The following is a 26809-nucleotide window of genomic DNA, read 5'->3' as shown; positions in this document are numbered from 1 at the left end:
TCGCGGGGTCTCATGCCTGGGGCAGGGGACAGAGCTTCCGTTTCCAGAAGGACTTGGGCTTACCAAACCAAGTCTGCCTTTTCCGACACCGGCAGCATATCGGCATGCGGCTCGATCGGCAACGGGTCTGTAACAATCCGCGCCTGGAGCCAGTCATTTCTCAAGGCGCGGCGCGGTCCGAAAGCGAGTGCAGATCGAGCACCGCCTCGGACGGTGCTTCCTCCTTCAATTGAACCACCCTCAAATTGTTTGTCGTTCCCGGTCGGCCGAAGGGGATGCCGGCAACCACCACGATATTGTCATGGGGTGAGGATAATCCGGATCTGCTCGCCATCTGCCGGGCGTAGTCGATCGTGTCTTCGTAGGTAACGATCTCCTTGGAATGGATACTGACAGCCCCCCAAAGAAGACAAAGTTGCCTGGAAACCAGCTCGTCAGGCGTAATGGCAAGAATGGGCAACGATGGTCGCTTGCGGGCAATTCGGGCGGCGGTTGTGCCGCTGGATGTAAAGGCCGCGATCAATGGCGCGTTGATGGCGGTTGCCAGGTCGGCAGCGGCGGACGCCACGGCGTGGGGCGGTGACGGTTCGATGTCCGGCTCCGACGCGGCAATCAGCGAGCGGTAGAGCTTGTGGCCCTCGGTACTCCGGATGATGCGGTCCATGATCTCCACCGTCTCGCGGGGAAATCTGCCAGTCGCGGATTCGGCAGACAGCATCACGGCATCTGCTCCGTCATAAATCGCCATGGCGACGTCGGAGGCTTCCGCCCGTGTCGGCGTCGGCGCGGCCACCATCGAATCCAGCATCTGGGTGGCGACAATGACGGGTTTGACGGCAAGGCGGCAGGCGCGAATGAGTTCCTTCTGACGGCCGGGAACCTCCTCTGGCGGAATTTCGACGCCGAGATCGCCGCGCGCCACCATGATGCCGTCTGAGAGACGAATGATATCGTCGATCTGATCGAGAGCCGAAGGTTTTTCGATCTTGGCGATCAGCCCGGCTCGTTGACTGACGAGCGCGCGCGCCTCGATCATGTCGCTGGCCTTCTGAACGAAGGAGAGGGCGACCCAGTCGACCCCGAGTTCCAGCCCGAATTCCAAGTCGCGCCTGTCCTTCTCAGTCAAAGGCGAGATATCGAGAATTGCCCCGGGAATATTGACGCCCTTGCGGTCGGAAATCACCCCGCCGACCACGACCTCCGTCGTTATCGTTTCAGCTCCGACGCCATCGATCCGAACCCTGACACGACCGTCATCAATCAGCAGGTCGTCGCCCGGTTTGACGGCTGCGAATATCTCGCGATGAGGGAGCGGAATGGAATCCGCTATGCCCTCGTCTGTTCCTAGAACGAAGCGGATCCGATCGCCTTTCGAAACCGAAATTGCGCCGTTTCGAATTCGCCCCACACGGATTTTCGGACCCTGAAGGTCCTGCAGGATACCGATCGGTCTTCCCGCTTCTCTTTCCAAGGCGCGGATCGATCTGAAGACAGCTGCATGATCCTCGTGTGAGCCGTGGCTGAAGTTGAGGCGAAACGTGTCGACGCCCGCTTCGAACAGTGACTTCAGCATGTCGGGAGACGCGCTTGCCGGCCCGACAGTCGCCACGATCTTGGCCCTGCGATTGCGATGCATCGAAATTTCCTCAGGCTTGGTCGCCGTTTCAGACGATGAGTATGGCTCGGATATCGTTGACATTGGTCAGGGTAGGCCCGGTTTTGACCAGATCCCCGATCTCGTCGAAGAATGAATAGCTGTCGTGCGAAGCGAGATAGGCTCGGGCATCAAGGCCCTTCTTACGGCCGCGCTCCAACGTGTCGGGCGTGACGACGGCCCCCGCTGCATCTTCGGTGCCATCGATGCCGTCGGTATCGCCAGCAATCGCCCATATTCCGGCATGTCCCTTGAGGGCCACCGCAAGGCCGAGAAGGAATTCGGTGTTGCGGCCACCGCGCCCCGCGGGCTCGCAGCCGATTGTAACCGTCCCTTCGCCGCCCGACAGAAGGACGGCGGGCCCGCGAACCGGAAGCCCCTTGGTCTTTGCGGATAAGGCGATGCCTGCCATCACCGTACCGAGTTCGCGCGCCTCTCCCTCGATGGCGTCGCCGAGGACAAGTGTTTGCAGGCCCGCGTTGGCGGCGGCTTTCGCTGCACTATCCAGGGCGAGCGAGGGGGCAGCGATGATGCGGACATCGCTTGCGAGATCGGCGGGTTTCGGCGTCTCGTCGCCGCTTTCGAGGACGGAGCGTGCCGTGTCGGGCAGAACGATCCTGTAGCGGGATATGATGCCGCGAACCTCGTCGATCGTGCTTTCATCGGCGATCGTCGGGCCGGATGCGATGGATGCAGGATCATCGCCCGGCACATCGGAAATGACCAGGGTAACGACTTTCGCGGGCTGGGCGGCCAGCGCGAGACGGCCTCCCTTGATACGCGAGAGGTGCTTGCGAACGGCGTTCATCTCGGTGATCGTCGCGCCGCTTGCCAGAAGCGCGCGATTGACGCTCTGATTGTCCGCCAAGGTCATGCCGCCCGCCGGAGCGACCAGAAGCGCCGAGCCGCCGCCGGAGACGAGAGCAACAACGAGATCGTCCGGTGTCAGCCCGCGAACGGCTTGCAACACATCGGCAGCCGCCCTTTCGCTCATCGCATCCGGAACGGGGTGCGATGCCTCGATGATGCGGATGCGACCGACAGGCACCGCGTGACCATAGCGTGTCACGACAACACCGGAGAGATCGACATCCGGCCAGGCGCTATCGAGAGCGGCCGCCATGGCCGCCGATGCCTTACCGGCGCCGACGACGATGCATCGGCCCTTTGGCTTGTCCGGGAGGTTTTCGAGAACCGCCCGCTGCGGACTGGCGCTTTCGACCGCTGCATCAAAGATCTGATGCAGCGTTGCCCATGCTTTCTGATCGGTCCAGGACATCGTCGGATCGTTCAGACGTTCGATGCGTGGATCGCATCGACGACCGCGTCGGTGACTTCCTTGGTATTGGCCGTTCCACCGACGTCAGGCGTCAATATGCCGGCCCCCGTCACGCGTTCGACGGCCCGCATCAGGCGTGCGGATGCATCTGTTTCACCGAGATGGTCGAGCATCTGCGCCGCTGTCCAGAAGGTCGCCACCGGGTTTGCGATGCCCTTGCCCGTGATGTCGAAAGCAGAACCATGGATCGGCTCGAACATCGACGGGAAGCGGCGTTCCGGATCGATGTTGGCGGTCGGCGCGACGCCGAGGCTGCCTGCGAGCGCGCCTGCAAGGTCCGAGAGGATGTCGGCATGAAGATTGGTGGCGACGATGGTGTCGAGGCTCCTGGGGTTGAGGGTCATGCGGACGGTCATGGCGTCGACGAGCATCTTGTCCCAGGTGACATCGGGGAATTCCTCGGCCACCTCGGCCGCGATTTCATCCCACATCACCATGCCGTGCCGCTGGGCATTGGACTTGGTGACGACGGTCAAGAACTTGCGCGGCCGGGACTGGGCGAGCTTGAACGCATAGCGCATGATGCGGGTGACGCCGACGCGGGTGAAGATGGCGACCTCAGTGCCAACCTCTTCCGGCAGCCCCCTGTGTGCACGGCCGCCGTGACCGGAATATTCGCCTTCGGAGTTTTCGCGGACGATAACCCAGTCCAGATCGCCCGGGCCGCAGTTGCGCAGCGGCGGCGTGATCCCGGGCAAAATTTTCGTGGGGCGAACATTCGCATACTGGTCGAAGCCCTGGCAGATAGGCAGCCGCAGACCCCAGAGCGTGACGTGGTCGGGAACATCAGGCGCTCCGACGGCGCCGAAATAGATGGCGTCGAATTTCTTCAGCTGCTTCAAGCCGTCGGTCGGCATCATGACGCCGTGCTTTTTGTAATAGTCGGATCCCCAGTCGAAATTCTCGAGATTGAACTTGATCCCGCCCTCGCGCTTCTCGATAGCAGCCAGGACACGTGTACCGGCGGCGATGACTTCAGGGCCGATGCCGTCGGCGGGGATGGTGGCGATTGCATATTCACGCATTGGTATTCTCCGATTGGGTCAGCTGTGGTCAGTGTTGACTGGCGGCGCGGGTATCAGCTGCTTTAGCGCCGGACCGTGCCAGGACGAGGGTGAGGATTGCCGAGATCAGCAGAAGCCCGGCGACGAAGTAGAGGCCACCGGCGAAACTCCCGGTCGTATCCTTGATCCACCCGATCATCGACGGACCGACGAAGCCGCCGAGGTTGCCGATGGAGTTGATGGTGGCGATACCGGCCGCCGCAGCCGGGCCGGAAAGGAAGAGGGTCGGCATGCTCCAGAGCGGCGGCTTCGAGGAGCTGATGCCGATGTTGACGAGGGTGAGAGCGATCAGAACGGTGAATACGCTGGTCGCACCCGTTGCGAAGGCCAGTCCTGCGGCTGCCAGCAGGCAGGCTCCGACGACGTGCCATGTCCGTTCGCCGGTCTTGTCGGAATGACGTGCCCAAAGAACCATGGCAATGACGGCGAAGATACCGGGAATAGCATTGATGAAGCCGACCTGGAGTGCCGATAGGCCGAACTGCTTGATGATCTGCGGAGCCCAGATGCCGAGGGTGTAAAGCCCGGCAGAGGTGCCGAAATAAACCAGGGCGAGGGCAATCACGCGGATGTCGGCCAGTCCTGCCAGGATGCTGTGGCTGGCCTTGCTTTTGCCTGCCTGCTCCGCATTCATCGTTTTGACGAGCCAGCTGCGCTCTTCGTCCGTCAGCCATTTCGCCTTTTCCGGACGATCGGTGAGATAGAACAGGACGACGACACCAAGGATGATGGCTGGGGCTGCCTCGATCAGGAACATCCACTGCCAGCCGGCAAGGCCGAGAAGGCCGTGCATTTCCATCAGCGCGCCGGAGATCGGCGAGCCGAGGACCGTGGAGAGCGGTGCTGCGGCCATGAAGATCGCGGTCACCGCGGCGCGGCGGCGGGCGGGGAACCAGAAGCTGAGATAGAGGATGATGCCGGGGAAAAAGCCCGCTTCGGCGACGCCGAGAAGGAAGCGCAGGACGTAGAAGCTGGTCGTCCCCTGCACCAGAGCCATGAGGCCCGAGACGATCCCCCAGGTGATCATCACCCGGGCGATCCAGATGCGGGCGCCGACCTTGTTGAGAATGAGGTTCGAGGGAACTTCGAAGAGGAAGTAGCCGACGAAGAAGATGCCCGCACCGATGCCGAAGACGGTCGACGAGAAGCCGAGGTCCTGGTTCATCGTCAGGGCGGCAAAGCCGATATTCACGCGGTCGAGAAACGCGATGAAATACAGCAGCATGATGAACGGTACGATGCGGAATGTGATTTTGCGCAAGACGCGCGTTTCCAAGTCGTGGGTCACGACGGTCTCCTCCCAGATTGGACGATAAACGAAGCGCACCTCCTGCGCTTGCGAATATCTATGACCACCGCCGGCTTGATCCTCAAGCGACACAAGAATATATAAAAATTTGATATAATCGAACTCTGGAGCAGACGTTCGTGGACCTGAACCAGCTTCGATGTTTCGTGTCGGTAGCGGACGAGCTTCATTTCGGGCGGGCTGCTCAAAAGCTTGGCCTCCTGCCGGCATCGCTATCTCGGCACATACGCCTGCTTGAAGAATCCCTCGGGACGCGGCTGATGGCGCGAACGACACGCAGCGTGTCGCTGACGGAGGACGGTCTCGTCCTCCTGGAGGGCGCGCGGGAGATCCTGGCCAAGACCGAAGCTCTTCAGCAACGGTTCAACATTTCCCGCCAGGCAAAAGCGGATGTGCTGCGGATCGGGGCGATCGACAGCGCGGCAGCAGGGCTCGTCCCCATGCTGTTGCACGATTTCCGCCAGCAGTGTCCCGACGTCTCGACGCAGTTGTCGGAAGACAAGACGATCAGGCTGATCCCGAAACTCCTGTCGGGTTCATTGGATTTGGCATTCATCCGCGCCCCCGATATCGTCGACCCCAAGCTGAAGACGATGTTTCTCTTCCATGAGACCGCGGTCGTCGCCATGTCCGAGAACCATCGACTGGCTTCGAGAGCCAGCGTGAGAATCGAAGACCTCGCCGACGAACCGTTGATCGTCCCGGAGCGCCGGTCGCGCCCGCATAGCCATGACCTGACGATGAAGCTGTTCATCGAGGCGGGACTGCAGGCACGGGTGGCCCAACTCGCGGAAGAAAAGCAGACGATTGTCAATCTCGTGGCCGCGGAGATCGGGCTGGCGATCGTACCCCAATGGACATCGCGGCTCGCCGTCAGCGGCGTCCGTTACATCGCTCTCGATATCGGAGGGACGGCGGCGATGAACAAGCTTCCCCTATCAGTCGCGTGGTTGAAGGGCGTCCGTGACCCGGGACGAGACCGCATTCTCGCCATGCTTCAAGACAAGCTGGCCCACTATGCCGAGCTTGCCTGACAATCGAATTCAATTGCCGCTGCGTGGTTTGACGATGGGCGCCAACGAGCACGCTTGTTCGAAACCGCCCTTGATGCTAGGAAAATCGCATGGACAAAACCGTGATCAGCACCTTCGTGATGATGATGCCGCGCTCATAGCGTGGCGGGTTTCTTGCGTCCAGAATGCACCAGCGACCGCCCTCGAGGCGGTCTTTTCATGGGTCGATCCGTCTCGCGGGCATTAACAGCCTTCGAAAGGAAACGCCGATGAACAAGATCTACATCACCACCTCCATCCCCTACGTGAATGCCGCGCCGCATGTGGGCTTCGCTCTCGAGCTCGTCCAGGCCGATGCCTATGCCCGCCATTTCCGGCTTCTCGGCCATGACGTGCGCTTCCAATGCGGAACCGACGATAACAGCCTGAAGAATGTCCGGTCGGCGGAAGCCGCGGGACAGGAGGTGAGGGACTTCGTCAATGCCAACGCCGACAGGTTCGAGCGCCTTGGCGGCCTGCTCGATATATCCAACGAGGAATTCGTCCGCACGTCGCGCGATCCGAGGCATATCGCCTGCGTCCACGCCTTGTGGAGGGCATGCGCTGAAAATGGCGACCTCTATCGCAAGGCCTATGAGGGCCTCTATTGCGTCGGTTGCGAGCAATTCTACGAGCCGTCGGAACTCGATGACGGGCGCTGCCCGGAACACGGCATTGCCCTTGAGACCATCCGTGAGGAGAACTGGTTCTTCCGCCTCTCGCGATACGGCGACCGGCTGCTTGAGCTCGTCGAGACCGGGGGGCTTCGGATCGTTCCAGCCCATCGTCGCAACGAGGTCCTTGCCCTTTTGCGGCGCGGCCTGACCGACATCAGCGTGTCGCGCAGCGCCGAACGGGCGCGCGGCTGGGGTGTGCCCGTCCCCGATGGGGATGAGGTCGTCTACGTCTGGTTCGATGCATTGGCGAACTACCTCACAGGTCTCAGCCATGGGTCCGATCCAACCCTGCTGCAGCACTATTGGAACGGCGGCCAACGCATCCACGTCGTCGGCAAGGGCATCTCGAAGTTCCACGCCATCTACTGGCCGGCCATCCTGCTTTCCGCAGGCCTGCCGCCACCTTCGTCGATCCTGGTGCACGGCTACGTCACGGTGGACGGCCGGAAGATCGGCAAGTCGGCCGGCAACGGCATCGATCCGGAACGCATCATCCAATCCTACGAAACGCCCGACGCACTGCGATATTACCTGCTCCGGCATATACGCTCGGGTGACGATGGCGATTTCTCAGACGAGCGTCTGGAAGCCGCCTGGTCGGGAGAGTTGGCAGGGCAGCTCGGAAATCTCGCCAACCGGGTCCTTGCCCTTCTGTCGACCTCGTTCAACGGCATCGTTCCGCCAGTGCCAGACAGCGAGCTTGTGGAGGAGGCTGCCCGCCTTCCGGAGAAGGTGGCTCGAGCCTTCGCGGCCTACGAGCTCCATGTCGGCCTCGCGGATATTTTCGAGTTCATCGGTGCGGCGAACAGGCGGTTTGCACAACGCGCGCCATGGGCCGATGCGAAAGCCCTGCTTGCCGATCTCACGCCGGACAATCGGAAGGCGACCGCTACTCGTCTTGGCGCTTCCCTGGCCGAGCAGGTCCACGGCCTTGCGATCATCGCCCGCTGCCTCCTGCCGTTCCTGCCAAGCTCGGCCGCAAAGCTGCATTCAAGGCTCGGAATACCGTCTCCTCGCCTCTATCGGGACCCCTTAATGGTGGCTGGAGTCAAAACCGCCCCGCAAGCCGTCCTCTTTCCGCAAAGGGCGGCGGCTTGAAGGGGACCAACCCGAGATGCTCTGCGCTGCAACCAGCCAGCGCAGAGTTTTGACGTGAACCAGAGTGTCATGAAAGTTTCATATTCAGGCTATTTCCGGAAGCGGGAAAATAATCTACTATTTTAGTCAGGAAACGAGATTTCCTGAAACATACGAAGGATACTGATTGGAGATATTTCTTGTGGTTACCGTGCTCGTTGGAGGCTTCGCACTGATCTTTGCGCTGATCGCAAGGGCAGAAAGAGGCGCCACCACCCAGACCACCGCAAACACCAAGCGCAGGTGGGGCAATTCGGAAGGCTCCGGCGATGGAGGTGGAGGCTGGTTCGATGCCTCAGGCGACGGCGGCTGTGATGGCGGTGGCGGAGATGGCGGAGGAGGAGACTAAATCAAACTGAAATCGATAGCATGCCCGACCGCCTCAAGGCGGTTTTTTGTTGCCCGGATTCCAGTCCGTATCGAGACGGCCATACCGCGGGACCATCAGACGGAGCTGTCGAAGGCTATTTGACGGGCAAGTGGACCAACTGACCCACAATCACAATTCCTACGCCAACTGCGAGTATCTTGCGCCAAAATCCAAGTCCAGGTAGTAGTGGATTTGATTTTGGGGGAAATCGCTATGGTAAAATCTGAAGCCGGCAGCCCGTATATTTACGGCGTCGACGCACTACGATTTGTATGTGCACTCATGGTAACGATGTTTCATCTTGGATTTGCTTCCTGGGCTTCGCCCTTATATCTAAGACCTTACAAAATGCCCCTGATAGAGAATATCGCCCAACCTGGATGGGTTGGTGTCGAATTGTTTTTCGTCATATCAGGGCTCGTCATCGTCAACTCTGCCGCTGCAGCCACTGCGATGTCGTTTCTCAAGGGGCGAATTCTGCGGCTCTATCCAGCAGTATGGATATGTGCGTCACTGACGCTGATCGTCATTGCAACTCAAGACGTTAATCGCCGCATCATCAAGAACTATCTGCGGTCGGTCACCCTCTACCCTGGCGGGCCATGGATCGATGGGCAATATTGGACCCTGGCATGTGAGATCTGTTTCTACGCCCTTGTCTTCATCATGTGTGCGATGGGTCAGAAGGCAAGGATGCCTGCTCTGGCGCTCGGCTTGTCACTGGCCAGCACGGTGTTTATCGCTCTGTTATACGCCCTTCCCGATTCAGACATCCTGGCCATATTCACGGAGACCGCCTGGCGGGCCATCCCTTTTTACTATGGCTGCCAATTTGCCATTGGCATCTACATCTGGCTTTTGTCTCAAGCTCGGATGAGCCGAATTTCCTGGGTGGGTTTGATCTGCGCCTTGGTGACGGGGGCGGCTCAGATATACATGGCAGGCGAAAATACCAGCGAGCGCACTCTTGCCGCAGCCGGTCATTCCTTCTCGCCGCTTCCCGCAGTCGCAATCTGGGTGGCGGGGCTGATATCAATCGTTGCAAGCGTGACCTATGCCAAGCAGATCAGTCGTCTGCCGACCGCCCTCCTTCAATCGGTCAAAACCCTCGGCTCGATGACCTACCCGCTCTATCTGTTGCATTTCGCGATCGGCGTCCAACTTCTCGACTGGCTGACTGATCTGGAGATGACACCGCTGTTGGCGCTGGCTTTGGCCGTTGCGATCGTCTGTGTAATGTCGCTGGCGGTGTGCAAATGGGGAGAGCCTCCCATCCGCAGCGTTTTGCGATTGGTCTTTGACAGGCTTGGGCAACGTGTTGCGGTCTTTCAGACGAAAGAGTCTCGGGTCTAGGTGCGCGAGCCCTTCATAGCGTCTGCGCTGTGAATGTGTCTTTCCGCCCACGTCGGCGCAGCTGTGCGGTCGGGTTCAATCCAAGGGCATCACAAAGGTGAAGCGTGTCTCGTTGTCACCGGAACTGACCGTGATCGCCCCGCCATGGGCGCGGGCGATTTCCGAAGCGATATACAAACCCAGCCCCAATCCTCTTTGACTTGTGCCGGCTTCGCCTTTGAAGAAAGGCTGGAAAAGCCGTGTCATCGCATCGCTGGAAATAGGAGCGCCGCCGTTGGCGATCCAAAGCTCCAGTCTTCCGTCGACGGTTGCCGCAGATAGCCGCACCGGTTCGTCCGGCGTCCCATGGGTCAGGGCATTTCCCAAGAGATTGGACACCAGCTGGCCAATCCGGCTGCTGTCGCAACTTATAGGGCCGTCTAATTCGATGCTCACTTCAATCCTGCGGTCGAGGTGACTATAGCGGAGTTCTTCGATGACCTGCCGCAGGATCGGCTCGACCTCCTCCGCTCGCCTGTCGAGCACGATGCCGCCACCCAATCGTGCACGCGCGAAGTCAAGCACGTTGTCGATCAGGCCAGACATGCGAACGACGCTGCCCTGCATCAAATCGAGAACTTTAGTCGAGCGATCGGTCTGCTCTTCCTTTCGCAACATACGCCCCGCAGCGGCAATCGAGGCAAGCGGGTTGCGCAGGTCATGCCCAAGGATGGCGATGAACTGCTCCCGCAACTCGGCGGTTTGCTGTTCGAAGTCGAGCTGGGATTTGACGATGGCACCGGCCGTGTCCGCCGCCGCGCGCGCTTCGACCAGTTCCCGTTCATAACGGCGACGCTCGGCAGCCTGGAACATCGTCACACGGGTGAAAAGCAGGGCGCCGTCTTCTGCACGTCTTTCCATGGCATTGGCGAGCACAGGCAGTTTTCTACCGTCCGCCGCCACAAGATCGAGGGCAACCTCGTTGAAAAACCCTTGCATGCGCAGCAAAGGCGCAAAATGGGTTTCGTAGAATATACGGCCCGAGGTGTTGAGCAGGTCGTGAAGTCGTTTGCCGAGGAGTTGCTCGGCAGGGATGCCGATCCAGGTCGACAGCGTTTTGTTCACCTTGGCGATGCGCCCGTCCGGCTGCAGCGAAAGATAGCCGCATGGCGCGTTTTCGTACAAGTCCTCAAGGTCTTCCGCCGGCATGGAGATCTGCGTGTCGGGACCGCTCATCAGACGAACCGCCGGATTGCAGAGATGACCTCGTCGGGAGCGCTGAGGTTAGGGCAGTGGCCACTTGCGTTCAGCACGACCAATTGACTATTCGGGACCTGCTGATGGACGAATTCGCCGACCTCTTCGGAGGCGATGATATCATCGCGGCATTGAAGGACCAGCGTTCTGGCGGTGACGCGCGGAAGGTCGCGGCGATTGTCTGAGGTGAAGGTCACCCGCGCGAACGCCTTGGCGATCTCAGGATCGGTGCGGCAGAAACTGTTTGTCAGCTCTTCGCTAAGTTCCGGTCGATCCGGATTGCCCATGATGGCGGGCGCCATGGCGGCAGACCACCCCAAGTGATTGTCGTCCAACGATGTCAGGAGTTCGTCTATCTCGGCCGCGCTGAAGCCGCCGATATAGTCATCGTCGTTGATATAGCGCGGCGACGGCCCGACAAGGATCAGGCTTTCAAACAGGTCCGGTGCCTTAAGCGACGCGATGACGCCAATGATCGCGCTGACGGAGTGCCCGACGAAGACTGTTTGTGTCAGGCCAAGCGCGCGGCAAATTTCCACGAGGTCATCGGCATAACCAGACAATGAAGAATACTTTCCGGCATCATAGGCCGTGAGATCGGATCGTCCCGCGCCAACATGATCGAACAGCACTGTCTTGAAGTCGCCTTCAAAAGCCGGAGCCACGAAGCGCCACATATTCTGGTCGCACCCGAATCCATGCGAAAAGATCATCGCACGCTGGCCATCGCCCCGGACTTGAACATGATTTCGATCGATGACGGTCATCTCGCCCTCTTCCCTGCTTTCATAGCATGTTCAGCCTGTTTTGGATTGAGGAAAGATTATCCAGGCGCCAGCCGTTTGCTGCATACCTCAGTCCGTCACTTTCCGGAGCTTGAAGAAGAACCGCCGAGGGTCGTCGCGAACGCACATCATTCCGGCAATCTCGCCATCGTCAATCCTCCGGAAGTAGTCCACGATCGGCTGTTTGTCGTAGATCATCGCAGCCGTTTCGATGCCGTCAAAGGCCTGAAGCCGTAACGAAGCGGTCGTGCCTCTCGCTCGAAGCATCTTCTGCAGGTATGAGAACCAGCTGCGCGCGACGAATGTCCGGCCAAAGGGCGCTATCTTGATCGCCAGCCTGATGGGTAAGAAGCTTGGCTCGAGCGCCACCAGTCGGCCCGGTCTCCACGTGAAGAGCAGGGCGTCCGCCCGCATGTCGGAATGGAAGCGCTTGCCAAACCAGTTGAGATTCTCGAGCACGCCGTCCAGTGGATGATCCGACGGAATGCCGACGCCGCTCCAAAGGCCGACCAGGTCCTTCGGCTGGACAGGATTCAGCGAGCGGAACCAGGCAGCCATCTCCTCCTGCTGGTCGCCTCGCATGATTTCTCCTTCACGGATGTTCGTTGCGACAAATGAAAAGAAGGTTTGGAAGTTCCCGCATTCATCCGGACCGGAAGCGACTTCTGGTGAAGGGCTCCATGTCTTTAAGCGCAACGGCCCCCGAAGGGGCCGTTGGGGTATTCCCAGACAAGACCGGTCTATGCGTCAGGCGCGCGACGGCAGCAGGGGATAGCCGACCATGACGGCGCGGCCAAGCAGGGCTGCGACGAATGCCTTGATCACATCGCCGGGAATGAAGGCCATCGAGCCGACGAAGGCTTTCGTGAAGCCGAGGCCGGCGACGGTGGCGAGATAGGTGATGCCGAAAGCGTAGAGCACGACGATGCCGCCGGCCATGGCGGTGAGGAAGAAGCTCACCGTCTGTACCAGGCCGGATTGCTGTTCGTTGACCAGCCGTTCGCTGAGATAGCCGGTGACGAAGGCGGCAAAGATCCAGCCGACCAGGAAGCCGGCCGTTGGCGACGCGAAGATGGCAAGCCCGCCGCGGCCGCCGGAAAGCACCGGCAGGCCGATCGCGACCAGAACCAGCACGATCAGCACGGCAATCGCGCCGCGCCGGGCGCCGAGCACGACGCCGGCCATCATGACGCCGAGGGATTGGGCGGTGATCGGCACCGGAATGAAGCCGAGCGAGATCGGCGGCAGCAGGCCAAGCGCCACGATGATCGCGGCAAAGAGGGCGGTAAGAACGAGGTCGCGAGTGCTCATCATGAATTCCGTGTTTATCAATCGTTAACTCACATGCCGCCGAATTCCGCGCGCGTCAATCGCCGCGGCGATATTATCCGCATCCTTAAGGGTCAGGATGATCAGCGGCGCAAGCAGCGTCGTCGGCCGGACCTTCAGCCCGCGTGCCTTATGCGCCTCGCGGATCGCCTGATAACGGCCGACGATCTCCGGCACGAAACGCAGCACCAGCCCCAGCGCCAGGCCGATATCGTCGGCCTGCACCCAGCCGGTGCGTTCGAGCGGGCGGGCAAGCGCCGTCACTTCGTCGATGAACGCGGTGATCGACGTCGTCGCCGTCACGGTGGCGGCAAGCAGCATCAACGCCGTCAGCCGCAGCAGCGGCACGAGCGCCTGCTGCCAGGGATTGAAGATGAGGTTGAAAAGCGCCACGACCGCGATCGTCAGGAAGACCGGCCGCAGCCGCCTGAGCCCATCGGCAAACGGCAGGCCGATCATCCGGTAGAGAACCGCCGTCAGCAGTACGGCGATCGAAAGCAGCAGGATGTTGTCGCTGATGAACAGCACGACGCCGAAGACCGTCAGCGACAACAGCTTTACCCGCGGCGAAAGCCGGTGCATCACGCTGTTGCCTTCGACATAGAGCGATTGCATCAGGCGGCGATCTCCTTGTAGCGGGCGATCGCCTCGGCAGCCGGCGCATCGGCGGCAAGCCGCCCTTCATGAAACAGCAGCACCCGCTCGAAACCGGCGATCAGTTCCAGGTCGTGCGTGATGATGACGGCGCTTTCCGGCAGCCCGGCGATAATCCCTTCGACCAACGCCCGGTTCTTGAGGTCGAGCTGGTTGGTCGGTTCATCGAGGATGAGAATGCCCGGTCCCGTCGCCAGCACCGAGCAGAGGGCCGCCACCTGCAGCTCGCCGCCGGAAAGCTCATGCGCGCGGCGATCGGCCAGCGCCTCAGCGCCGAAGCGGGCCAGCACGCCCTCGACCTTCGCCTCGATTTCCGCCTTGGTTAAGCCGCGCCGCTTCAGCCCGAAGGCGATGTCGTCTTTGACGATCGGCAGGATGATCTGGTTCTGCGGCGACTGGAAGATGAAACCGACATCGGCCACAGCAGCCTTCTCATCGCTCGTGTCGCGGCCGTTGACGGTGACGCGGCCGACCGATGGTTTGGTCAATCCGTTGATCAGCCGCGCGAAAGTGGTCTTGCCCGAACCGTTCAGCCCGATGACACCGATGCGTTTTCCACTGATGCCAAGCGTCAGCGGCTGCAGCGCCACCCGTGCCCCGAAACTGACCCCGGCGCCTTCGAAACGAATATCCAAACCCATCCCTCGCATCCTCGCGATCCCGCTTCTATACGGGGAATCTCCGGTGATGAAAGAGTAAATCTCCTTGTCGATATCGGGTGGCTAGGAAGATTTTCCGGATTATGATGCAGTCATGACGAATCTGCTTTCCAATTCCGACGCCCGCCGTGTCTTTCTTGCCAAGCAGGGCCTCAGCGCCCCGCCGAACCGCGCCTTGACCAAGGCCGGCCTGTTGCAGCTCATCCATGAACTGGGTTTCGTCCAGGTCGACAGCATCCAGACGGTGGAGCGGGCGCATCATCAGATCCTGTTTTCCCGCAACCAGACCTACAGGCGCGAGCATCTGACCGCGCTGCTCGAAAAGGACGGCGCGCTGTTCGAGCACTGGACGCACGACGCCTCCATCCTGCCGAGCGCCTTCTTCGTCTATTGGAAGCACAAGTTCCGCCATCAGGAGCAGGTGATCGTCGAGCGCTGGCGCAAATGGCGCGGCGAGGGCTTCGAGGCGGCGTTCGCGGAGACCTATGAGCGCGTTGAGCGCGACGGCGCGATCCTGGCGCGCGACATCAAGGCCGACGGCCACGTTTCCGGCGGCTGGTGGAACTGGCATCCGAACAAGACGGCGCTCGAATATTTCTGGCACACCGGCAAGTTCGCCATCGCCGGCCGCTCGAATTTCCAGAAGATCTATGACCTGGCGGAACGAGTCATCCCGGCCGAGTTCCGCGAGCCGGAGGTGAGCCGCGAGGAGTTCGTCGACTGGGCCTGCCGCAGCGCGCTTACCCGGCTCGGCTTCGCCACCCATGGCGAGATATCAGCCTTCTGGAACCTGGTCTCGCCCGATGAGGCCAAGGCCTGGGTATCAGCCCATCGCGACGAACTGATCGAAGTGTTGATCGAACCGGCGCTTGGCGGCAAGGCGCGCCCATCCTGGGCTTTTACCGATTTCCTGTCGACACTCGACACTTACCCCGGCGCTCCGCCGCGCGTCCGCGTGCTCAGCCCCTTCGACCCGATGATCCGCGACCGCAACCGCACCGAACGCCTGTTCGGCTTCTTCTACCGCATCGAGATCTTCGTGCCCGAGCCGAAGCGTGAATATGGCTATTACGTCTTCCCGCTGCTCGAAGGCGACAGGCTGATCGGCCGCATCGACATGAAGGCGGATCGGAAAAAGTCGACGCTCGACGTCAAGCGGCTGTGGCTGGAGCCCGGCGTCAAGCCGTCGGCTGGGCGGCTGGAGCGGCTGGAGGCGGAGCTTGATCGGGTTGCGCGGTTTGCGGGTGTGGAGAAGGTCGTGTTTTTGGACGGCTGGAGGGCATGATTCCGCTAGACCGGTGCAAAGCCTTGCGAGGCTACATTAGTCACGCGATCGCGCAAACCAAGCTTGTTCCCGTCGACACATTGCCACTACTGCGCATCAACAAGACACCTCCTGTGCATAGATCCTTGCAAAGCAATCACAAGGAAGCTCTTGACCCTATTGGGTCTAGCGGTGGCGCAATCTCATCGCAGGTTCTGCGGCAAACTCAAGCAACATGAGGCATCGCCACTCGCCGCGACAAGTCCTCGCGCGATCGTCAAATCGCAGTCAACAGCGTCTGAATTAGGTCGCAATGTGTCCACGCACTAATCCCCGAGTTGTGGCTTCCATCGTCCAGCAACATCAGCGAAGCGATGAATGGTCAATGCGAAAGAGTTGAAAATCTGTCTTTGACGGAGATGGAATACGCTGAAGTCCCGGCCAAGAGCCGCCTCTCGCCAACTCCGCGTAAAGTGGCGCCTCACGTGGATCAACGGACAACGGAAATCTGCAGACGGCGACATAGTCGAAAGGCGCGAGTGCCGAGCGGCGAACCTCGCTGGCGTGCGACGTAAAGGCCTCAAACATCCGTTTCATTCCTGGCGAGGCGCGGTGGAATGGAACGGCAGCGACAGAAAATCCGTCGGGCGCCGCAAATACAACCGGCAACGCCAACCCCTGCGGCACCGCTATGCGCCCGGGTTGCTGGCTCGAAAGAACGGAAAAGTCCTGATCAGCGCAGTCACTGTAAGCCATATAGTCGATGGCATCGTAATGGGATTCCTGCTGCGGTATTATGAATCGCAATGCGGCAGTCGTTCCAAGGACAAGAATGACGGCTGCCGCAACAAGGGTGCGAACCTGTTTGAGCCTGCCGGACGCGTCTGCGGCCGACATTGTGACGAGTTCAAGCGCAAGCGGCAAGAACAGTGGAATAAATGCGAACGCGAAGCGTATGTTTCGCGTCTGAAGCAGCGTCAGCACGAGGCTTGCGACGGCGATGGCAAACATGATCGCAATACCCGCATGCTGCTTGCGCGCCCCACCAATCACGGCCGGCAGCGCCATGATTGCGATGCAGGCAAGGACCGCGAGCATGAAGACGATGAAGAACTGGCCTTGCTGGAGAAAATAGACGAAGCTGTGCTCCTGCCCGACCCTGTCCAGCCAATCCGCCTTGGAGAGAGGGTCGATCATCCAATAGGGACCGGACAAGCAACGGGGGAACAAGATGGCAGTTGCTGCTGCGACGAATGCTGTCGGAAGGGCAAGCCCAATCAGCTTCACATTAAAGGTTTGCTTTGCCAGCAAGGCTGTTCCTGTAGCCAGAGAAAGGGAGCAGCCGATCGCGAGCAGAATATAGGGAGCAGAAACGGCGTCGCACTGCATCGAGAGAATTCCCGATGGCCCAATGAAAGCGAATGCGGCAGGCAACGTCAGAACCAGAATTGTTACTGCCGCGGCAAAAAGCACCTGGCGCGTGCCGCGGACATCGAAGACAAAGCAAAGAACAAGGCCGAGAAAACCGAGCGTTACAAACGGCAGCCCCTCGAGACTGACGACGAAGCAGATGAGCGTACCGGCTCCGACAAGGATTCCGCCCGCCCTGTCCCATCTTTGAAGGCCCGCCATCATAATCAAGAGCCCGATGATCTGCATATTGTGGTGGTCGATGCGACCCGGAACGAATTCCCACACGGCAAGGGCCATCAGGAAAACGCTGGTAACCACGATTGTGTAATTCAATGCGCGTGATACTCTCAGTTGCGGGCGAAAAATCGCCGCGACCAAAAGACAGAATATCGAGAGCATCACCGGCGGCCAGATGTCGAAAGAAATTGGGATTGATTTTTCGAGACCGAGCAACGGCGCCAATATGGCCGCTATGGTCATATATGGAAGATCGATCAACCGCGACCATGGCGACGCATAGGTCTCCGGCATCGCGATCATCGGCAGCGTCAGATCATACCAACGCCCATTTGCCGAGAAAAATTGGCGAATCTGCAATTCACGCATGCGGTCATCGATATCGCCGAGAAAGCTGCGCGCATCGGCAAAATCGAGAAGGGCGATAGACAAAGCAGCGAAGTATATAACCGAGAAAATCCGCCATGTCGCCAGAGGTTTATTCTTGGCGCAATTTTCCTGTGTCTGCGACGCATTGATTGACAGATCGACCTGCATGATTCCGCTCCAATCCCACATCGGATCAATAGACGGAAGATATTTAAATTATGGTTGGTTCCGGGACTAAACATCTAGAAACGGAGCGGCGGCAGCATGAGCGTAGTCAGCAGATCTCCGTCGTGCTGATCTTGATGCCGAAACCTTCGAGGCCGACATAGTGGCGCTCGCGGCTGGTGAGCAGTTTGATCGAGCTGACGCCGAGATCCCTGAGGATCTGGGCGCCGAGGCCGATTTCCAGCCACTCGCTGTCGCGCGTCTGGGCTTCGGCATGGGCTTCGCGGCCCTGGTTGCGGGCCTTGCGGCCGTTGTCGTGGTGGCCGACGCCGACCGAGCCTTCGCGCAGATAGACGATGACGCCGCGGCCTTGCTCGGCAATCTTCTGCATGTAGAAATCGACCGGGCTGTTCTTGCCGAAGAGATCATCGGCGACATTCTCCGGATGCAGGCGCACCGGGATGTCGACACCGTCGCGGATGTCGCCGAAGACGACGGCGAGATGCTGCATCGGGTCCCAGGGCAGGGAATAGGTATGGGCCTTGGCTTTGCCGAACGGCGTCTCGATGTCGAAGCTGGTGCCGAGCTCGATCAGCGTTTCCTTGCGCTGGCGATAGGCGATCAGATCCGCGACGGAAACGAGCTTCAGCCCGTGCTGTTCGGCAAAGTCCACCACCTCAGGGCCGCGGGTGACGGTGCCGTCGTCGTTGACGAGTTCTGAGATAACGCCGATCAGCGGCAGGCCGGCGAGCTTGCAGAGGTCGACGGCAGCTTCCGTATGGCCGGAGCGCATCAGCACGCCGCCTTCGCGGGAAACCAGCGGGAAGATGTGGCCGGGACGGACGAAATCGGAAGCGCCGACATTCGGATTGGCGAGGTTGCGCACCGTCAGCGTCCGGTCGTCGGCGGAGATGCCGGTCGATGTGCCGTGCTTGAAATCGACCGAGACGGTGAAGGCCGTCGTATGGGCCGAATCGTTTTCCGCCACCATGGCGTTGAGGTTGAGGCGCTTGGCCTCTTCCTTCGGCATCGGCGCGCAGACGATGCCGGAGGTGTGGCGCACGATGAAGGCCATCTTCTCAGGTGTGCAATGCACGGCAGCGACGATCAGGTCGCCTTCGTTCTCGCGGTCATTGTCGTCCATGACGACGACGATCTCGCCGGCCTCGAAGGCCCGGATGGCGTCGACGACACGCTTCTGGTCATAAGACATGGGACGAGCGCTCCTATTTCAGACGGCCGGTCTGGCCGCGGTCGCGAAGATAATGGTCGGCGACGGCGCAGGCGACCATCGCCTCGCCGATCGGCACGGCGCGGATGCCGACGCAGGGGTCGTGTCGGCCCTTGGTGCGGATATCGACATTCTTGCCCTCCGCATCGATCGACTGGCGTTCGGTCAGGATCGAGGAGGTCGGCTTGACGGCGAAACGCGCCACCACCGGCTGCCCGGTGGAGATGCCGCCGAGAATACCGCCGGCATTGTTGGAAAGGAAGATCGGCGTGCCGTCATTGCCCATGCGCATCTCGTCGGCATTGTCTTCGCCTGACGTTTCGGCGGCGGCAAAACCATTGCCGATTTCGACGCCCTTGACGGCGTTGATCGACATCAGCAGCGAGGCGATATCCTGGTCGAGCTTGGCATAGATCGGCGCGCCGAGGCCGGCCGGCACACCTTCGGCGATCACCTCGATGACTGCGCCGATCGAGGAGCCGTTCTTGCGGATGCCGTCGAGATATTCCTCCCAGACCGGCACGATCGCGGCATCGGGCGAGAAGAACGGGTTCTGATCGACCTGGTCCCAATCCCAGTTGCGGCGGTTGATCTTGTGTTTGCCGATCTGTACCAGCGCGCCGCGCACGGTAACACCTGGCACGACAAGGCGGGCGATGCCGCCGGCGGCAACCCGCGCGGCGGTTTCGCGCGCCGAGGAGCGGCCGCCGCCGCGATAGTCGCGAATGCCGTATTTGAGGTCATAGGTATAATCGGCATGGCCGGGGCGATATTGTTTGGCGATCTCGCCGTAGTCCTTGGAGCGCTGGTCGGTGTTTTCGATCAGCATGGAGATCGGCGTGCCGGTGGTCGTCATCGTCGCGCCGTCGGCGTCCAGCATGACGCCGGACAGCACCTTCACCAGATCGTCCTCGCGCCGCTGCGTCACGAAGCGGGATTGGCCAGGCTTGCGCTTGTCGAGCCAGACCTGCAGGTCTTCGAGCTTGAAGCGCAGCCCCGGAGGGCAGCCGTCGACGACGCAGCCGAGCGCCGGACCATGGCTTTCGCCCCAGGTGGTTACGCGGAAAAGGTGACCGAATGTATTGTGCGACATGTGTTCCCACGGTGGCGCGCCAAAGCCGGTCGCTGCCGGCCGCGCCATTGCTTGAAAAGGCGCGACACTCATAGGCCAAAAACCCGCCGAGGCAAAAGCCTTTCTTTGCGCCAAACCACCAGCTCAGGAAATGCTGTTTCCGTTCGTTGTCGGGGATGGACGGCGCATCCTGCCGCCACTCTCTCTGCGCGGGCGGGGAGGGGTCAGGACGAGGTCGATCGGCAGGCGGCGATCACGAGGCCAGCCGCCACCCCGTTCCTGTGGCTTCGTTGGTGAAATCGTCGAAGGAGAGCGGCCGCGAAAAGGCATAGCCCTGCAGGATATCGCAGCCGAGATCGCGCAGCAGTGCGGCATGTGCTGCCGTCTCCACCCCTTCGGCCACCGTCTCGACGCCGAGCGAGCGGGCGATCTCGATGATCGAGCTGACGAGTGCGCGCTCCTGCGAGGCATTGACGATCGGCTGCACCAGCTGGCGATCGATCTTCAGGCGCTTGGGCTTCAGCTTCAACAGGCTGACGATCGAGGTATGGCCGGTGCCGAAATCGTCGATCTCGATATCGATGCCGAGCGCCTTGATGCGCTCGAGATTCTGCGAGACGACGTCCTCGCTCTCGTCGAGGAAGATCGATTCCACGAGTTCGAAGGAGATTTCGCCCGGACGGATATGCAGGTCGGCGAGCGATTCCAGCAGGCTGCCGTCATGCAGCCGCCGGGCCGAAACATTGACCGAGACCTTGGGCACGGCAATGCCGCGCGCGGTCCAGCGCATCTTGTCGTGCAGCGCCGTTTCCAGCACGATCCGGTCGAGCATCTGCACGACATTGATCTCGTCGGCGATGCGCAGGAACTTGTCGGGCGTCAGCAGTCCCTTGGACGGATGCTGCCAGCGCACCAGCGCCTCGACGCCGGTCAGTTCCATCGTCCGGGCGCAGAATTGCGGCTGATACCAGGCGGTGAATTCGCCATTGTCGATGCCGGCGAGGATCTCGTCGGCCGTACGCTTGGTGTTGATGATATCGGCCTGGAGATTGTGATTGAAGAATTCGAAGCGGTTGCGGCCCATGCTCTTGGCGCGGTAGAGCGCGATGTCGGCATTGATCAGCACTTTGCGCGCATCGACATGGATGCCGTTGGCGAGCGCAATGCCGATCGACACGCCGCAGCGGCAGGAAAAGCCCTGGAAATCGATCGGCTGGCGCATCTCCTCGATGATCCGTGTCGAAAGCTGCGCCATCTCCTTGTCGCCGACGTCGAGGGCGAGGATGACGAACTCGTCGCCGCCGATGCGCGCGACGATATCGCTGCCGCGGACATTCTTGGCGAGCACCTTCGAGGCGTGCACCAGCATCGCATCGCCGGCGGCATGGCCGAGCGTGTCGTTGATGTCCTTGAAGCGGTCGAGATCGATGTGCAGGATCGAGAATTTCTGCCGCTGCTGCCGGCCGTCATGGGTGAGATTTTCGAGTGCGATGTCGAGCTTGCGGCGATTGGCGAGTGCGGTCAGCGGGTCGTGCAGCGAATTGTGCTCGATCCTGTTCTTGACAAGTTCGAGCTCGATATTCTTGGCGACCGCCTCGTCCTTGGCGGCCTTCAGCCGGATCGTCATCAGCACGTCTTCGGTGGCATCGAAGGCGATGCCCATGATCTTCATCTCGCCGGTCCCCGTCTGGTGGACCTTGCCGACCGAGCGCACATAGCGCACCGAGCCGTCGTCGACGATCACCCGGCAGACGAGGGTGTGCGTATCGCCGTTGCGCTTGAAGTGACGCGCGCTTTCGAGCGCCAGGCTCCGGTCCTCGGGGTGGATGCGGCTAAGCCAGATCTCCTCGGTCATGAAGCCGTTGCGCGGCGCAAGCCCGTAGAGCTCGTGCATCCGCTCGTTCCAGATCGAGCCGCCGAGGCCAGGCCGCGCCTCCCATATGCCGCACTGATAGGAGTTGAGCGCCAGGTCGAGCCGGCTGGAAAGCTCGGCGAGCTGCCCCTCGCGGCTTGAGAGCTCTTCAAGCGCCAGCTCCAGCTCGGCATTCTTGACCTCGCTCATATCCTTGGCCTTGCGCAGCGTGTCGGTGGTCACCGCATCGGCGGTCACGTCCCAGACGATGCCGATCGTCTTGCTGACGCCGCCGGCATCCGTATAGAAGGCGCCGACCGAGCGCAGGTGGCGGATGCCACCGTCGCCAAGCAGGATGCGGTACTGCGCCGTGCAGGCAGCGCCGGCAATGCTGCAGCTGAAGAAATGCACTTCGGCGGTTTCACGATCCTCGGGCAGGATCGCCGCCAGCCATTCGTCGAGCGGCCGGCTTCCTTCTGCCGCCGCTTTGCCGTGCAGAGCCGCGGCGCGGGCGTCCCAGAGCAGGCTGCTCGAATGATCCTCCAGCTCCCAGATGCCGATATTGGAGGATTCCAGCGCCAGATTGAGCCGCTGCGACAGTTCCAGCAATTTCGCCTCGCGCCTCTCCAGCGCGGTAATATTGCGATTGCGCTCGCCGAGCAGAAGGGTCGCGAAGAAGATCGGCACGATGATGATGAAGCCGGCGGCAAGGATGATCAGACGCAACTCGGTGCGGTTTTCGGGTATCGCGTTCCAGCCGCTGTTCGGGACCGCGGAAAGCTCCCACTTGCCGCCGGCAAAGCCGATCTTCTGGCGCATCGGATGCTTGTCATCGATATCGGACGAACCGAAGAACGGCGGCGGCAGAGCCGCATTGGTCGCGGCCGCCGCGCCGATATCGCGGATGGCGATCGAAAGATGGTCGAGATGCGGATAGCGTTCCCGGTTCTCGCGGTCGCGTGCCGGCATCAGCCCGGTCGCCTGGTAGAACATCGTCTGGTCGATCGCGACCTCGACTGCTCCCCAGAGCCGCCGCTCGCCGTTCTCCCTGACGAAAACCGGGAAGAAGATGGCAAAGGCGTCGCGGCTATCAATGCTGATCGGGCCGTAGAAGCGCGCCGACTGGTCGCCGGCCGCGCTGGTCATCACCTGGCGGAAGAAGAGAGTTTCGCGCACGTCGCGGCCGATCCGCTCATTGCCGGATTGCGGCGGTTGGATGTCGCGGACGATGAAATCAGGGGCGACGGCGATATGAATGAAGGACGGGTTCTGGATCAGCAGCCAGTTGATCTGGCGCTCCATCTCCTCTCCGTTGGCCGCGCTGAGGGAGATCAGGTTCGAAAGGTCGCGGACGACGCTGAGGTCCAAATTGATCTCGGCCATGACCCGGGCGCGGATCAGGTTCGTCTCGTTTTCGGTGCGGATATGAAGTTCGCGCACATAAGACGCAGTATTGGCCCGGTCGAGGCCGAAGCCGACCATGATGACGACGAGGGCGACAAGCGACGAAACCAGAAACGAAACGCGAGTATTCTTCAACACGCGCCGCAACTGCTTGCTGTCGCTGAGCCTGGATAGCAAAATGAAACTCCCCTGTTGGCGAGCAACTGTAGGACGCGCGGGTTAATTTACGATTGCCCGCCGGCGATGCCGAAAAATCGTGTGAAGGGAAAAACCGCGGGTTAACGCGGTATCTTGATTATATTTAAAATCCTATTCATCAATTGGGCGGGAAAAGCCATTCTTACGGGCAATTTTCGCCATATTCAGGAGCTTATCTGTGGCCAGTCATGTTCTCGTGCAGCGTCTTAAAAGGATTGTCGCCATGCGTTTCGTCGTCGCCACGCTTTTGGCAACAGCAAGCTTCCTGTCACCGATGAGCGGTTTTGCCGAGAGCGCCGATGTCGAGGCGACGATCAAGAAGGTCGACACAACAAACCTCGTGCTGACGCTCGATGACGGCAAGACCTATCAGGCGCCTGAGGAATTCAATTTTGACGGCCTCGAAGCCGGCGTGAAGGTGATCGTCTTCTATACCGAGGTCGACGGCAAACGCGTCATCAACGATCTCGACATCGTCAAATAGGCAGTTCTCTGGAGACTGATCGGGTGAGGTAAGCGCCGATGGCTGCAACCTCCCTGGACAGCACAGGCCAAACAGCTCGTTCGCATTCCAATCCGACCTGTTGAGCGCATCGCTGACTGGCACTGCCTAGAGCCAGACGATCGTCCGCTCAGTGGTTTCGATCCTGATGATTCGATCCTGCGGGATCGCGCCTTCCGCAGCAGTGCTTTTCGGCAGGTCGGCGATTGTCTGGAAAAGCGTGCGGATGACGCCGCCATGTGTCACGCAAACCGTCGGGCGATCGACGGAGTTCAGCCATGAGCCGGTCCGCCAGGAGAGAATTTCATAGCTTTCCGCATCATCGCCGGGCGGGATGAAATCCCATTTCGAGGCATTGCGTTCCGCCACCCGCTCACGCTGCGTCGCCTTCAGCTCCTTGATCGTCGAGCCCTCCCAGTCGCCGAAGGAAATTTCCACCAGCCTCGGATCGGTACGATAGGCGAGCGGTGGCAGGCCCATGGCGGTGCGCATGATCTCCATGGTCGCGCGTGTGCGCCCGAGCGGGCTGGCGACAAAATCGAATTGGTCGATCGTGTCGCCGAGAATCCCGGCAAGCGCGATGCCGTTCTGCCGAGCCTGTTCGAGGCCCGTGGCATTCATCGGGATATCCTTCTGACCCTGCAGGCGGCGCTCGGCATTCCAGGCGGTCTGGCCGTGTCTGATCACGTAGATAAGCACGGTCTCAGCTCCGCTCGAAATGCTCTAGTCCTTGATGACGGAAATGTCGGGCGCGTCGACCGCCTTCATGCCGATGACATGATAGCCGCTGTCGGCATGGTGCACTTCGCCGGTGACGGAGCGCGACAGGTCCGACAGGAGATAGAGGCCGACATCGCCGACTTCCTCGATGGTGACGGTGCGGCGCAGCGGTGCGTTATATTCGTTCCACTTCAGAATATAGCGGAAATCGCCAATGCCTGAGGCGGCAAGCGTCTTGATCGGTCCGGCCGAGACGGCGTTGACGCGGATGTTCTGCGGCCCGAGGTCGACGGCGAGATACTTGACGCTCGCTTCGAGCGCGGCCTTGGCCACACCCATGACGTTATAGTTCGGCATGACCTTTTCGGCGCCGTAATAGGTCAGCGTCAGCATGGCGCCGCCATCCGTCATCAGCTTCTCGGCGCGGCGTGCGACCGAAGTGAAGGAATAGACGGAGATCTGCATCGTCTTGGCGAAGTTGTCGGCCGAGGTGTCGACGTAGCGGCCGGTCAGCTCGTCCTTGTCGGAAAAGCCGATCGCATGCACGAGGAAATCGATCTTGCCCCACAGCTTTTCGACGTTCCCGAAAACCTCATCGATGGTGGCTTCGTCGGCGACATCACAGTGGCCGACCAGTGTCGCGCCGATTTCGGCGGCGAGCGGCTCGACACGCTTCTTCAGCGCATCGCCCTGATAGGTGAACGCGACTTCTCCACCCTGCGCATGAATGGCCTTGGCAATACCCCACGCAATCGAACGATTGTTGGCGACACCCATGATGACGCCGCGTTTGCCTGCCATGAGGCCGGATGCTTGAGCCATATTTCGCTCCCTAGGATTCTGATCGATCCTGCCTATGGCATAGGCCGTTAATCGGTTCAAGCTTGGCCGGGATCATCAACTGTTAGGGATCGTAATAAAGGGTGCGAATGTCATAAAAATTTCATAGGAACAGGCCTTCGCGCATGCTCCGCATGAGATCGGTGATTTTATCGTCGGGTTTTTCCCACAAGATAATGCGCAATTCGACAACGAGATCGCCTCTGCCGCCCTCTTCGCGGGGCAATCCCTGGCCGGGAATTCTAATCGTCTTGTCCGAGCCGGACCATGCCGGGATCGTCACGTTCAGCGGCCCGCTCGGTCCTTCGATGCGGGCTTCGGTGCCGAGCACGGCATTTTCGATGCTGAGCGGCAGCACGGCGTGCAGATCGAAACCGTCGACCGTGAAGCGCGGATCTGGCGCAATGCGAATGTTGATGACGGCGTCGCCGCGCTGCAGGCCCGGCAGTTTGAAGCCCTGTCCCTTGAGCCTGATCTCGTGACCGTCGGTCGTGCCGGCCGGCAATGCGAAGCCGATTTCGCGGCCCTCCGGCAACGATGCAGTGATCCAGCCGCTCTTCAACACGTCGTCGATCGTCACCGTCGCCGTCGTCACCTCATCCGGTGCCTTTTCGAGGCCCGTATCCTTGGCGCCGGTGAAACGGCGCACCAGATTTGTCAGGATGCTGAGCGGCAGCGACAGGTTGGCGGCGGCATTTGCCGCAGCTTCGCCTGCTTCCTCGTCGCCCCTGCTGTCGGCCTCGGCGGCATCGCCATCCATGCGCTTGCCGGCGTCGCCCTGGGCGTTTTGTGTCTGTTGATTTTGGGCCTGCTGGTATTGCGTCTGCTGGGCGCGACCCTGCGCTTGGCCACTGGCAGCTGCGCGGGCCTGGGCGCCGAAAATGCGATCCACCATCTCGTCGGCGGCCTCAGCGGAACCTGCCT

General features: G+C 60.7%; 23 protein-coding genes. 6 read left to right on the top strand and 17 right to left on the bottom strand.

What is annotated here, in order from left to right; translation table 11 throughout:
- Nucleotides 1–160: 160 nt before the first annotated feature.
- Genes pyk through MOV76_RS20760 form a run of 4 tightly spaced genes read right to left on the bottom strand, consistent with a single transcriptional unit; the run spans nucleotide 161 to nucleotide 5438 of the window.
- Nucleotides 161–1636, bottom strand: coding sequence for a pyruvate kinase (gene pyk / locus MOV76_RS20775; protein ID WP_247265189.1), 1476 nt, complete (start codon nucleotides 1634–1636; stop codon nucleotides 161–163).
- A 28-nt stretch (nucleotides 1637–1664) separates the two neighbouring features.
- Nucleotides 1665–2933, bottom strand: coding sequence for a glycerate kinase (locus tag MOV76_RS20770; RefSeq protein WP_247265188.1), 1269 nt, complete (start codon nucleotides 2931–2933; stop codon nucleotides 1665–1667).
- 11 nt (nucleotides 2934–2944) lie between these two features.
- Nucleotides 2945–4018, bottom strand: a complete 1074-nt coding sequence (locus MOV76_RS20765) for a tartrate dehydrogenase (protein WP_018449318.1) — start codon at nucleotides 4016–4018, stop codon at nucleotides 2945–2947.
- Between the two features lie 28 nt (nucleotides 4019–4046).
- The gene (locus MOV76_RS20760; protein ID WP_028734885.1) at nucleotides 4047–5438 is read right to left on the bottom strand and encodes an MFS transporter; all 1392 of its coding nucleotides are present in this window, start codon (nucleotides 5436–5438) and stop codon (nucleotides 4047–4049) included.
- Between the two features lie 47 nt (nucleotides 5439–5485).
- Here MOV76_RS20760 and MOV76_RS20755 point away from each other — a divergent pair, with 47 nt between their 5' ends.
- The 4 genes from MOV76_RS20755 (at nucleotide 5486) to MOV76_RS20740 (ending at nucleotide 9955) form a co-directional block, all read left to right on the top strand.
- Nucleotides 5486–6400, top strand: a complete 915-nt coding sequence (locus MOV76_RS20755; RefSeq protein ID WP_247265187.1) for a LysR family transcriptional regulator — start codon at nucleotides 5486–5488, stop codon at nucleotides 6398–6400.
- Between the two features lie 248 nt (nucleotides 6401–6648).
- On the top strand, nucleotides 6649–8193 hold the full coding sequence (locus MOV76_RS20750; RefSeq protein ID WP_247265186.1) for a methionine--tRNA ligase: 1545 nt from the start codon (nucleotides 6649–6651) through the stop codon (nucleotides 8191–8193).
- A gap of 166 nt (nucleotides 8194–8359) precedes the next feature.
- The gene (locus MOV76_RS20745; protein WP_104891238.1) at nucleotides 8360–8581 is read left to right on the top strand and encodes a hypothetical protein; all 222 of its coding nucleotides are present in this window, start codon (nucleotides 8360–8362) and stop codon (nucleotides 8579–8581) included.
- Between the two features lie 234 nt (nucleotides 8582–8815).
- Entirely contained in the window at nucleotides 8816–9955 is a 1140-nt protein-coding gene (locus MOV76_RS20740; protein WP_247265185.1) for an acyltransferase, read from the top strand.
- A gap of 75 nt (nucleotides 9956–10030) precedes the next feature.
- Here MOV76_RS20740 and MOV76_RS20735 read toward each other — a convergent pair whose 3' ends face one another.
- The 6 genes from MOV76_RS20735 to MOV76_RS20710 form a co-directional block, all read right to left on the bottom strand.
- Nucleotides 10031–11170: a PAS domain-containing sensor histidine kinase gene (locus tag MOV76_RS20735; protein WP_247265184.1), complete on the bottom strand. Its 1140-nt coding sequence runs from the start codon at nucleotides 11168–11170 to the stop codon at nucleotides 10031–10033.
- Nucleotides 11170–11958, bottom strand: a complete 789-nt coding sequence (locus MOV76_RS20730) for an alpha/beta fold hydrolase (protein WP_247265183.1) — start codon at nucleotides 11956–11958, stop codon at nucleotides 11170–11172. The genes MOV76_RS20735 and MOV76_RS20730 overlap by 1 nt, the downstream gene beginning before the upstream one ends.
- A gap of 87 nt (nucleotides 11959–12045) precedes the next feature.
- Nucleotides 12046–12558, bottom strand: coding sequence for a GXWXG domain-containing protein (locus MOV76_RS20725; RefSeq protein WP_247265182.1), 513 nt, complete (start codon nucleotides 12556–12558; stop codon nucleotides 12046–12048).
- Between the two features lie 165 nt (nucleotides 12559–12723).
- On the bottom strand, nucleotides 12724–13287 hold the full coding sequence (locus tag MOV76_RS20720; RefSeq protein ID WP_027685745.1) for a biotin transporter BioY: 564 nt from the start codon (nucleotides 13285–13287) through the stop codon (nucleotides 12724–12726).
- Between the two features lie 24 nt (nucleotides 13288–13311).
- Nucleotides 13312–13920 carry an energy-coupling factor transporter transmembrane protein EcfT gene (locus MOV76_RS20715; RefSeq protein ID WP_130715744.1) on the bottom strand — a complete coding sequence of 203 codons (609 nt, stop codon included), beginning with the start codon at nucleotides 13918–13920 and terminating at the stop codon, nucleotides 13312–13314.
- Nucleotides 13920–14594 (bottom strand): energy-coupling factor ABC transporter ATP-binding protein, encoded by a 675-nt coding sequence (locus MOV76_RS20710; RefSeq protein ID WP_130718772.1) that lies wholly within the window; start codon nucleotides 14592–14594, stop codon nucleotides 13920–13922. The genes MOV76_RS20715 and MOV76_RS20710 overlap by 1 nt, the downstream gene beginning before the upstream one ends.
- A gap of 118 nt (nucleotides 14595–14712) precedes the next feature.
- Here MOV76_RS20710 and MOV76_RS20705 point away from each other — a divergent pair, with 118 nt between their 5' ends.
- On the top strand, nucleotides 14713–15903 hold the full coding sequence (locus MOV76_RS20705; RefSeq protein WP_247265181.1) for a winged helix-turn-helix domain-containing protein: 1191 nt from the start codon (nucleotides 14713–14715) through the stop codon (nucleotides 15901–15903).
- 342 nt (nucleotides 15904–16245) lie between these two features.
- Here the strand turns inward: MOV76_RS20705 and MOV76_RS20700 are convergent, their stop codons facing one another.
- From MOV76_RS20700 to MOV76_RS20685, 4 genes are all read right to left on the bottom strand, one after another.
- Complete coding sequence (locus tag MOV76_RS20700; protein ID WP_028734874.1) at nucleotides 16246–18069, bottom strand: hypothetical protein; 1824 nt, start codon at nucleotides 18067–18069, stop codon at nucleotides 16246–16248.
- A gap of 106 nt (nucleotides 18070–18175) precedes the next feature.
- Complete coding sequence (gene ribB / locus MOV76_RS20695; RefSeq protein WP_130715746.1) at nucleotides 18176–19279, bottom strand: 3,4-dihydroxy-2-butanone-4-phosphate synthase; 1104 nt, start codon at nucleotides 19277–19279, stop codon at nucleotides 18176–18178.
- A gap of 13 nt (nucleotides 19280–19292) precedes the next feature.
- Nucleotides 19293–20390, bottom strand: coding sequence for a chorismate synthase (aroC, locus tag MOV76_RS20690; RefSeq protein ID WP_026231122.1), 1098 nt, complete (start codon nucleotides 20388–20390; stop codon nucleotides 19293–19295).
- A gap of 232 nt (nucleotides 20391–20622) precedes the next feature.
- Nucleotides 20623–23802, bottom strand: a complete 3180-nt coding sequence (locus MOV76_RS20685) for an EAL domain-containing protein (RefSeq protein WP_247265180.1) — start codon at nucleotides 23800–23802, stop codon at nucleotides 20623–20625.
- Nucleotides 23803–24046: 244 nt separating this feature from the next.
- On the opposite strand from MOV76_RS20685, the gene MOV76_RS20680 reads away from it, so the two are divergent.
- The gene (locus MOV76_RS20680; RefSeq protein WP_018449305.1) at nucleotides 24047–24307 is read left to right on the top strand and encodes a DUF1344 domain-containing protein; all 261 of its coding nucleotides are present in this window, start codon (nucleotides 24047–24049) and stop codon (nucleotides 24305–24307) included.
- A 126-nt stretch (nucleotides 24308–24433) separates the two neighbouring features.
- Here the strand turns inward: MOV76_RS20680 and MOV76_RS20675 are convergent, their stop codons facing one another.
- The 3 genes from MOV76_RS20675 to MOV76_RS20665 all read right to left on the bottom strand — a co-directional run.
- Nucleotides 24434–25024, bottom strand: a complete 591-nt coding sequence (locus MOV76_RS20675; protein WP_130715748.1) for a histidine phosphatase family protein — start codon at nucleotides 25022–25024, stop codon at nucleotides 24434–24436.
- Between the two features lie 24 nt (nucleotides 25025–25048).
- A complete protein-coding gene (fabI, locus tag MOV76_RS20670; RefSeq protein ID WP_018245080.1) occupies nucleotides 25049–25867 on the bottom strand; it encodes an enoyl-ACP reductase FabI in 819 nt (272 codons plus the stop codon).
- A 121-nt stretch (nucleotides 25868–25988) separates the two neighbouring features.
- On the bottom strand, nucleotides 25989–26809 hold an 821-nt coding region (locus MOV76_RS20665), incomplete at its 5' end, for a DnaJ C-terminal domain-containing protein (RefSeq protein WP_247265179.1).

Origin of the sequence: Rhizobium sp. PRIMUS64 (assembly GCF_023006465.1) — a bacterium.
GTDB lineage: Bacteria > Pseudomonadota > Alphaproteobacteria > Rhizobiales > Rhizobiaceae > Rhizobium > Rhizobium leguminosarum.
This window is presented reverse-complemented; position numbering and strand designations above follow the sequence as displayed.

What these genes read in the sequence shown, in the direction of transcription:
- pyk (WP_247265189.1), bottom strand. Translation starts at nt 1,636, where the DNA reads ATGCATCGCAATCGCAGGGCCAAGATCGTGGCGACTGTCGGGCCGGCA.
- MOV76_RS20770 (WP_247265188.1), bottom strand. Translation starts at nt 2,933, where the DNA reads ATGTCCTGGACCGATCAGAAAGCATGGGCAACGCTGCATCAGATCTTT.
- MOV76_RS20765 (WP_018449318.1), bottom strand. Translation starts at nt 4,018, where the DNA reads ATGCGTGAATATGCAATCGCCACCATCCCCGCCGACGGCATCGGCCCT.
- MOV76_RS20750 (WP_247265186.1), top strand. Translation starts at nt 6,649, where the DNA reads ATGAACAAGATCTACATCACCACCTCCATCCCCTACGTGAATGCCGCG.
- MOV76_RS20740 (WP_247265185.1), top strand. Translation starts at nt 8,816, where the DNA reads ATGGTAAAATCTGAAGCCGGCAGCCCGTATATTTACGGCGTCGACGCA.
- MOV76_RS20735 (WP_247265184.1), bottom strand. Translation starts at nt 11,170, where the DNA reads ATGAGCGGTCCCGACACGCAGATCTCCATGCCGGCGGAAGACCTTGAG.
- MOV76_RS20730 (WP_247265183.1), bottom strand. Translation starts at nt 11,958, where the DNA reads ATGACCGTCATCGATCGAAATCATGTTCAAGTCCGGGGCGATGGCCAG.
- MOV76_RS20725 (WP_247265182.1), bottom strand. Translation starts at nt 12,558, where the DNA reads ATGCGAGGCGACCAGCAGGAGGAGATGGCTGCCTGGTTCCGCTCGCTG.
- MOV76_RS20720 (WP_027685745.1), bottom strand. Translation starts at nt 13,287, where the DNA reads ATGAGCACTCGCGACCTCGTTCTTACCGCCCTCTTTGCCGCGATCATC.
- MOV76_RS20715 (WP_130715744.1), bottom strand. Translation starts at nt 13,920, where the DNA reads ATGCAATCGCTCTATGTCGAAGGCAACAGCGTGATGCACCGGCTTTCG.
- MOV76_RS20705 (WP_247265181.1), top strand. Translation starts at nt 14,713, where the DNA reads ATGACGAATCTGCTTTCCAATTCCGACGCCCGCCGTGTCTTTCTTGCC.
- MOV76_RS20700 (WP_028734874.1), bottom strand. Translation starts at nt 18,069, where the DNA reads ATGCAGGTCGATCTGTCAATCAATGCGTCGCAGACACAGGAAAATTGC.
- ribB (WP_130715746.1), bottom strand. Translation starts at nt 19,279, where the DNA reads ATGTCTTATGACCAGAAGCGTGTCGTCGACGCCATCCGGGCCTTCGAG.
- aroC (WP_026231122.1), bottom strand. Translation starts at nt 20,390, where the DNA reads ATGTCGCACAATACATTCGGTCACCTTTTCCGCGTAACCACCTGGGGC.
- MOV76_RS20680 (WP_018449305.1), top strand. Translation starts at nt 24,047, where the DNA reads ATGCGTTTCGTCGTCGCCACGCTTTTGGCAACAGCAAGCTTCCTGTCA.
- fabI (WP_018245080.1), bottom strand. Translation starts at nt 25,867, where the DNA reads ATGGCTCAAGCATCCGGCCTCATGGCAGGCAAACGCGGCGTCATCATG.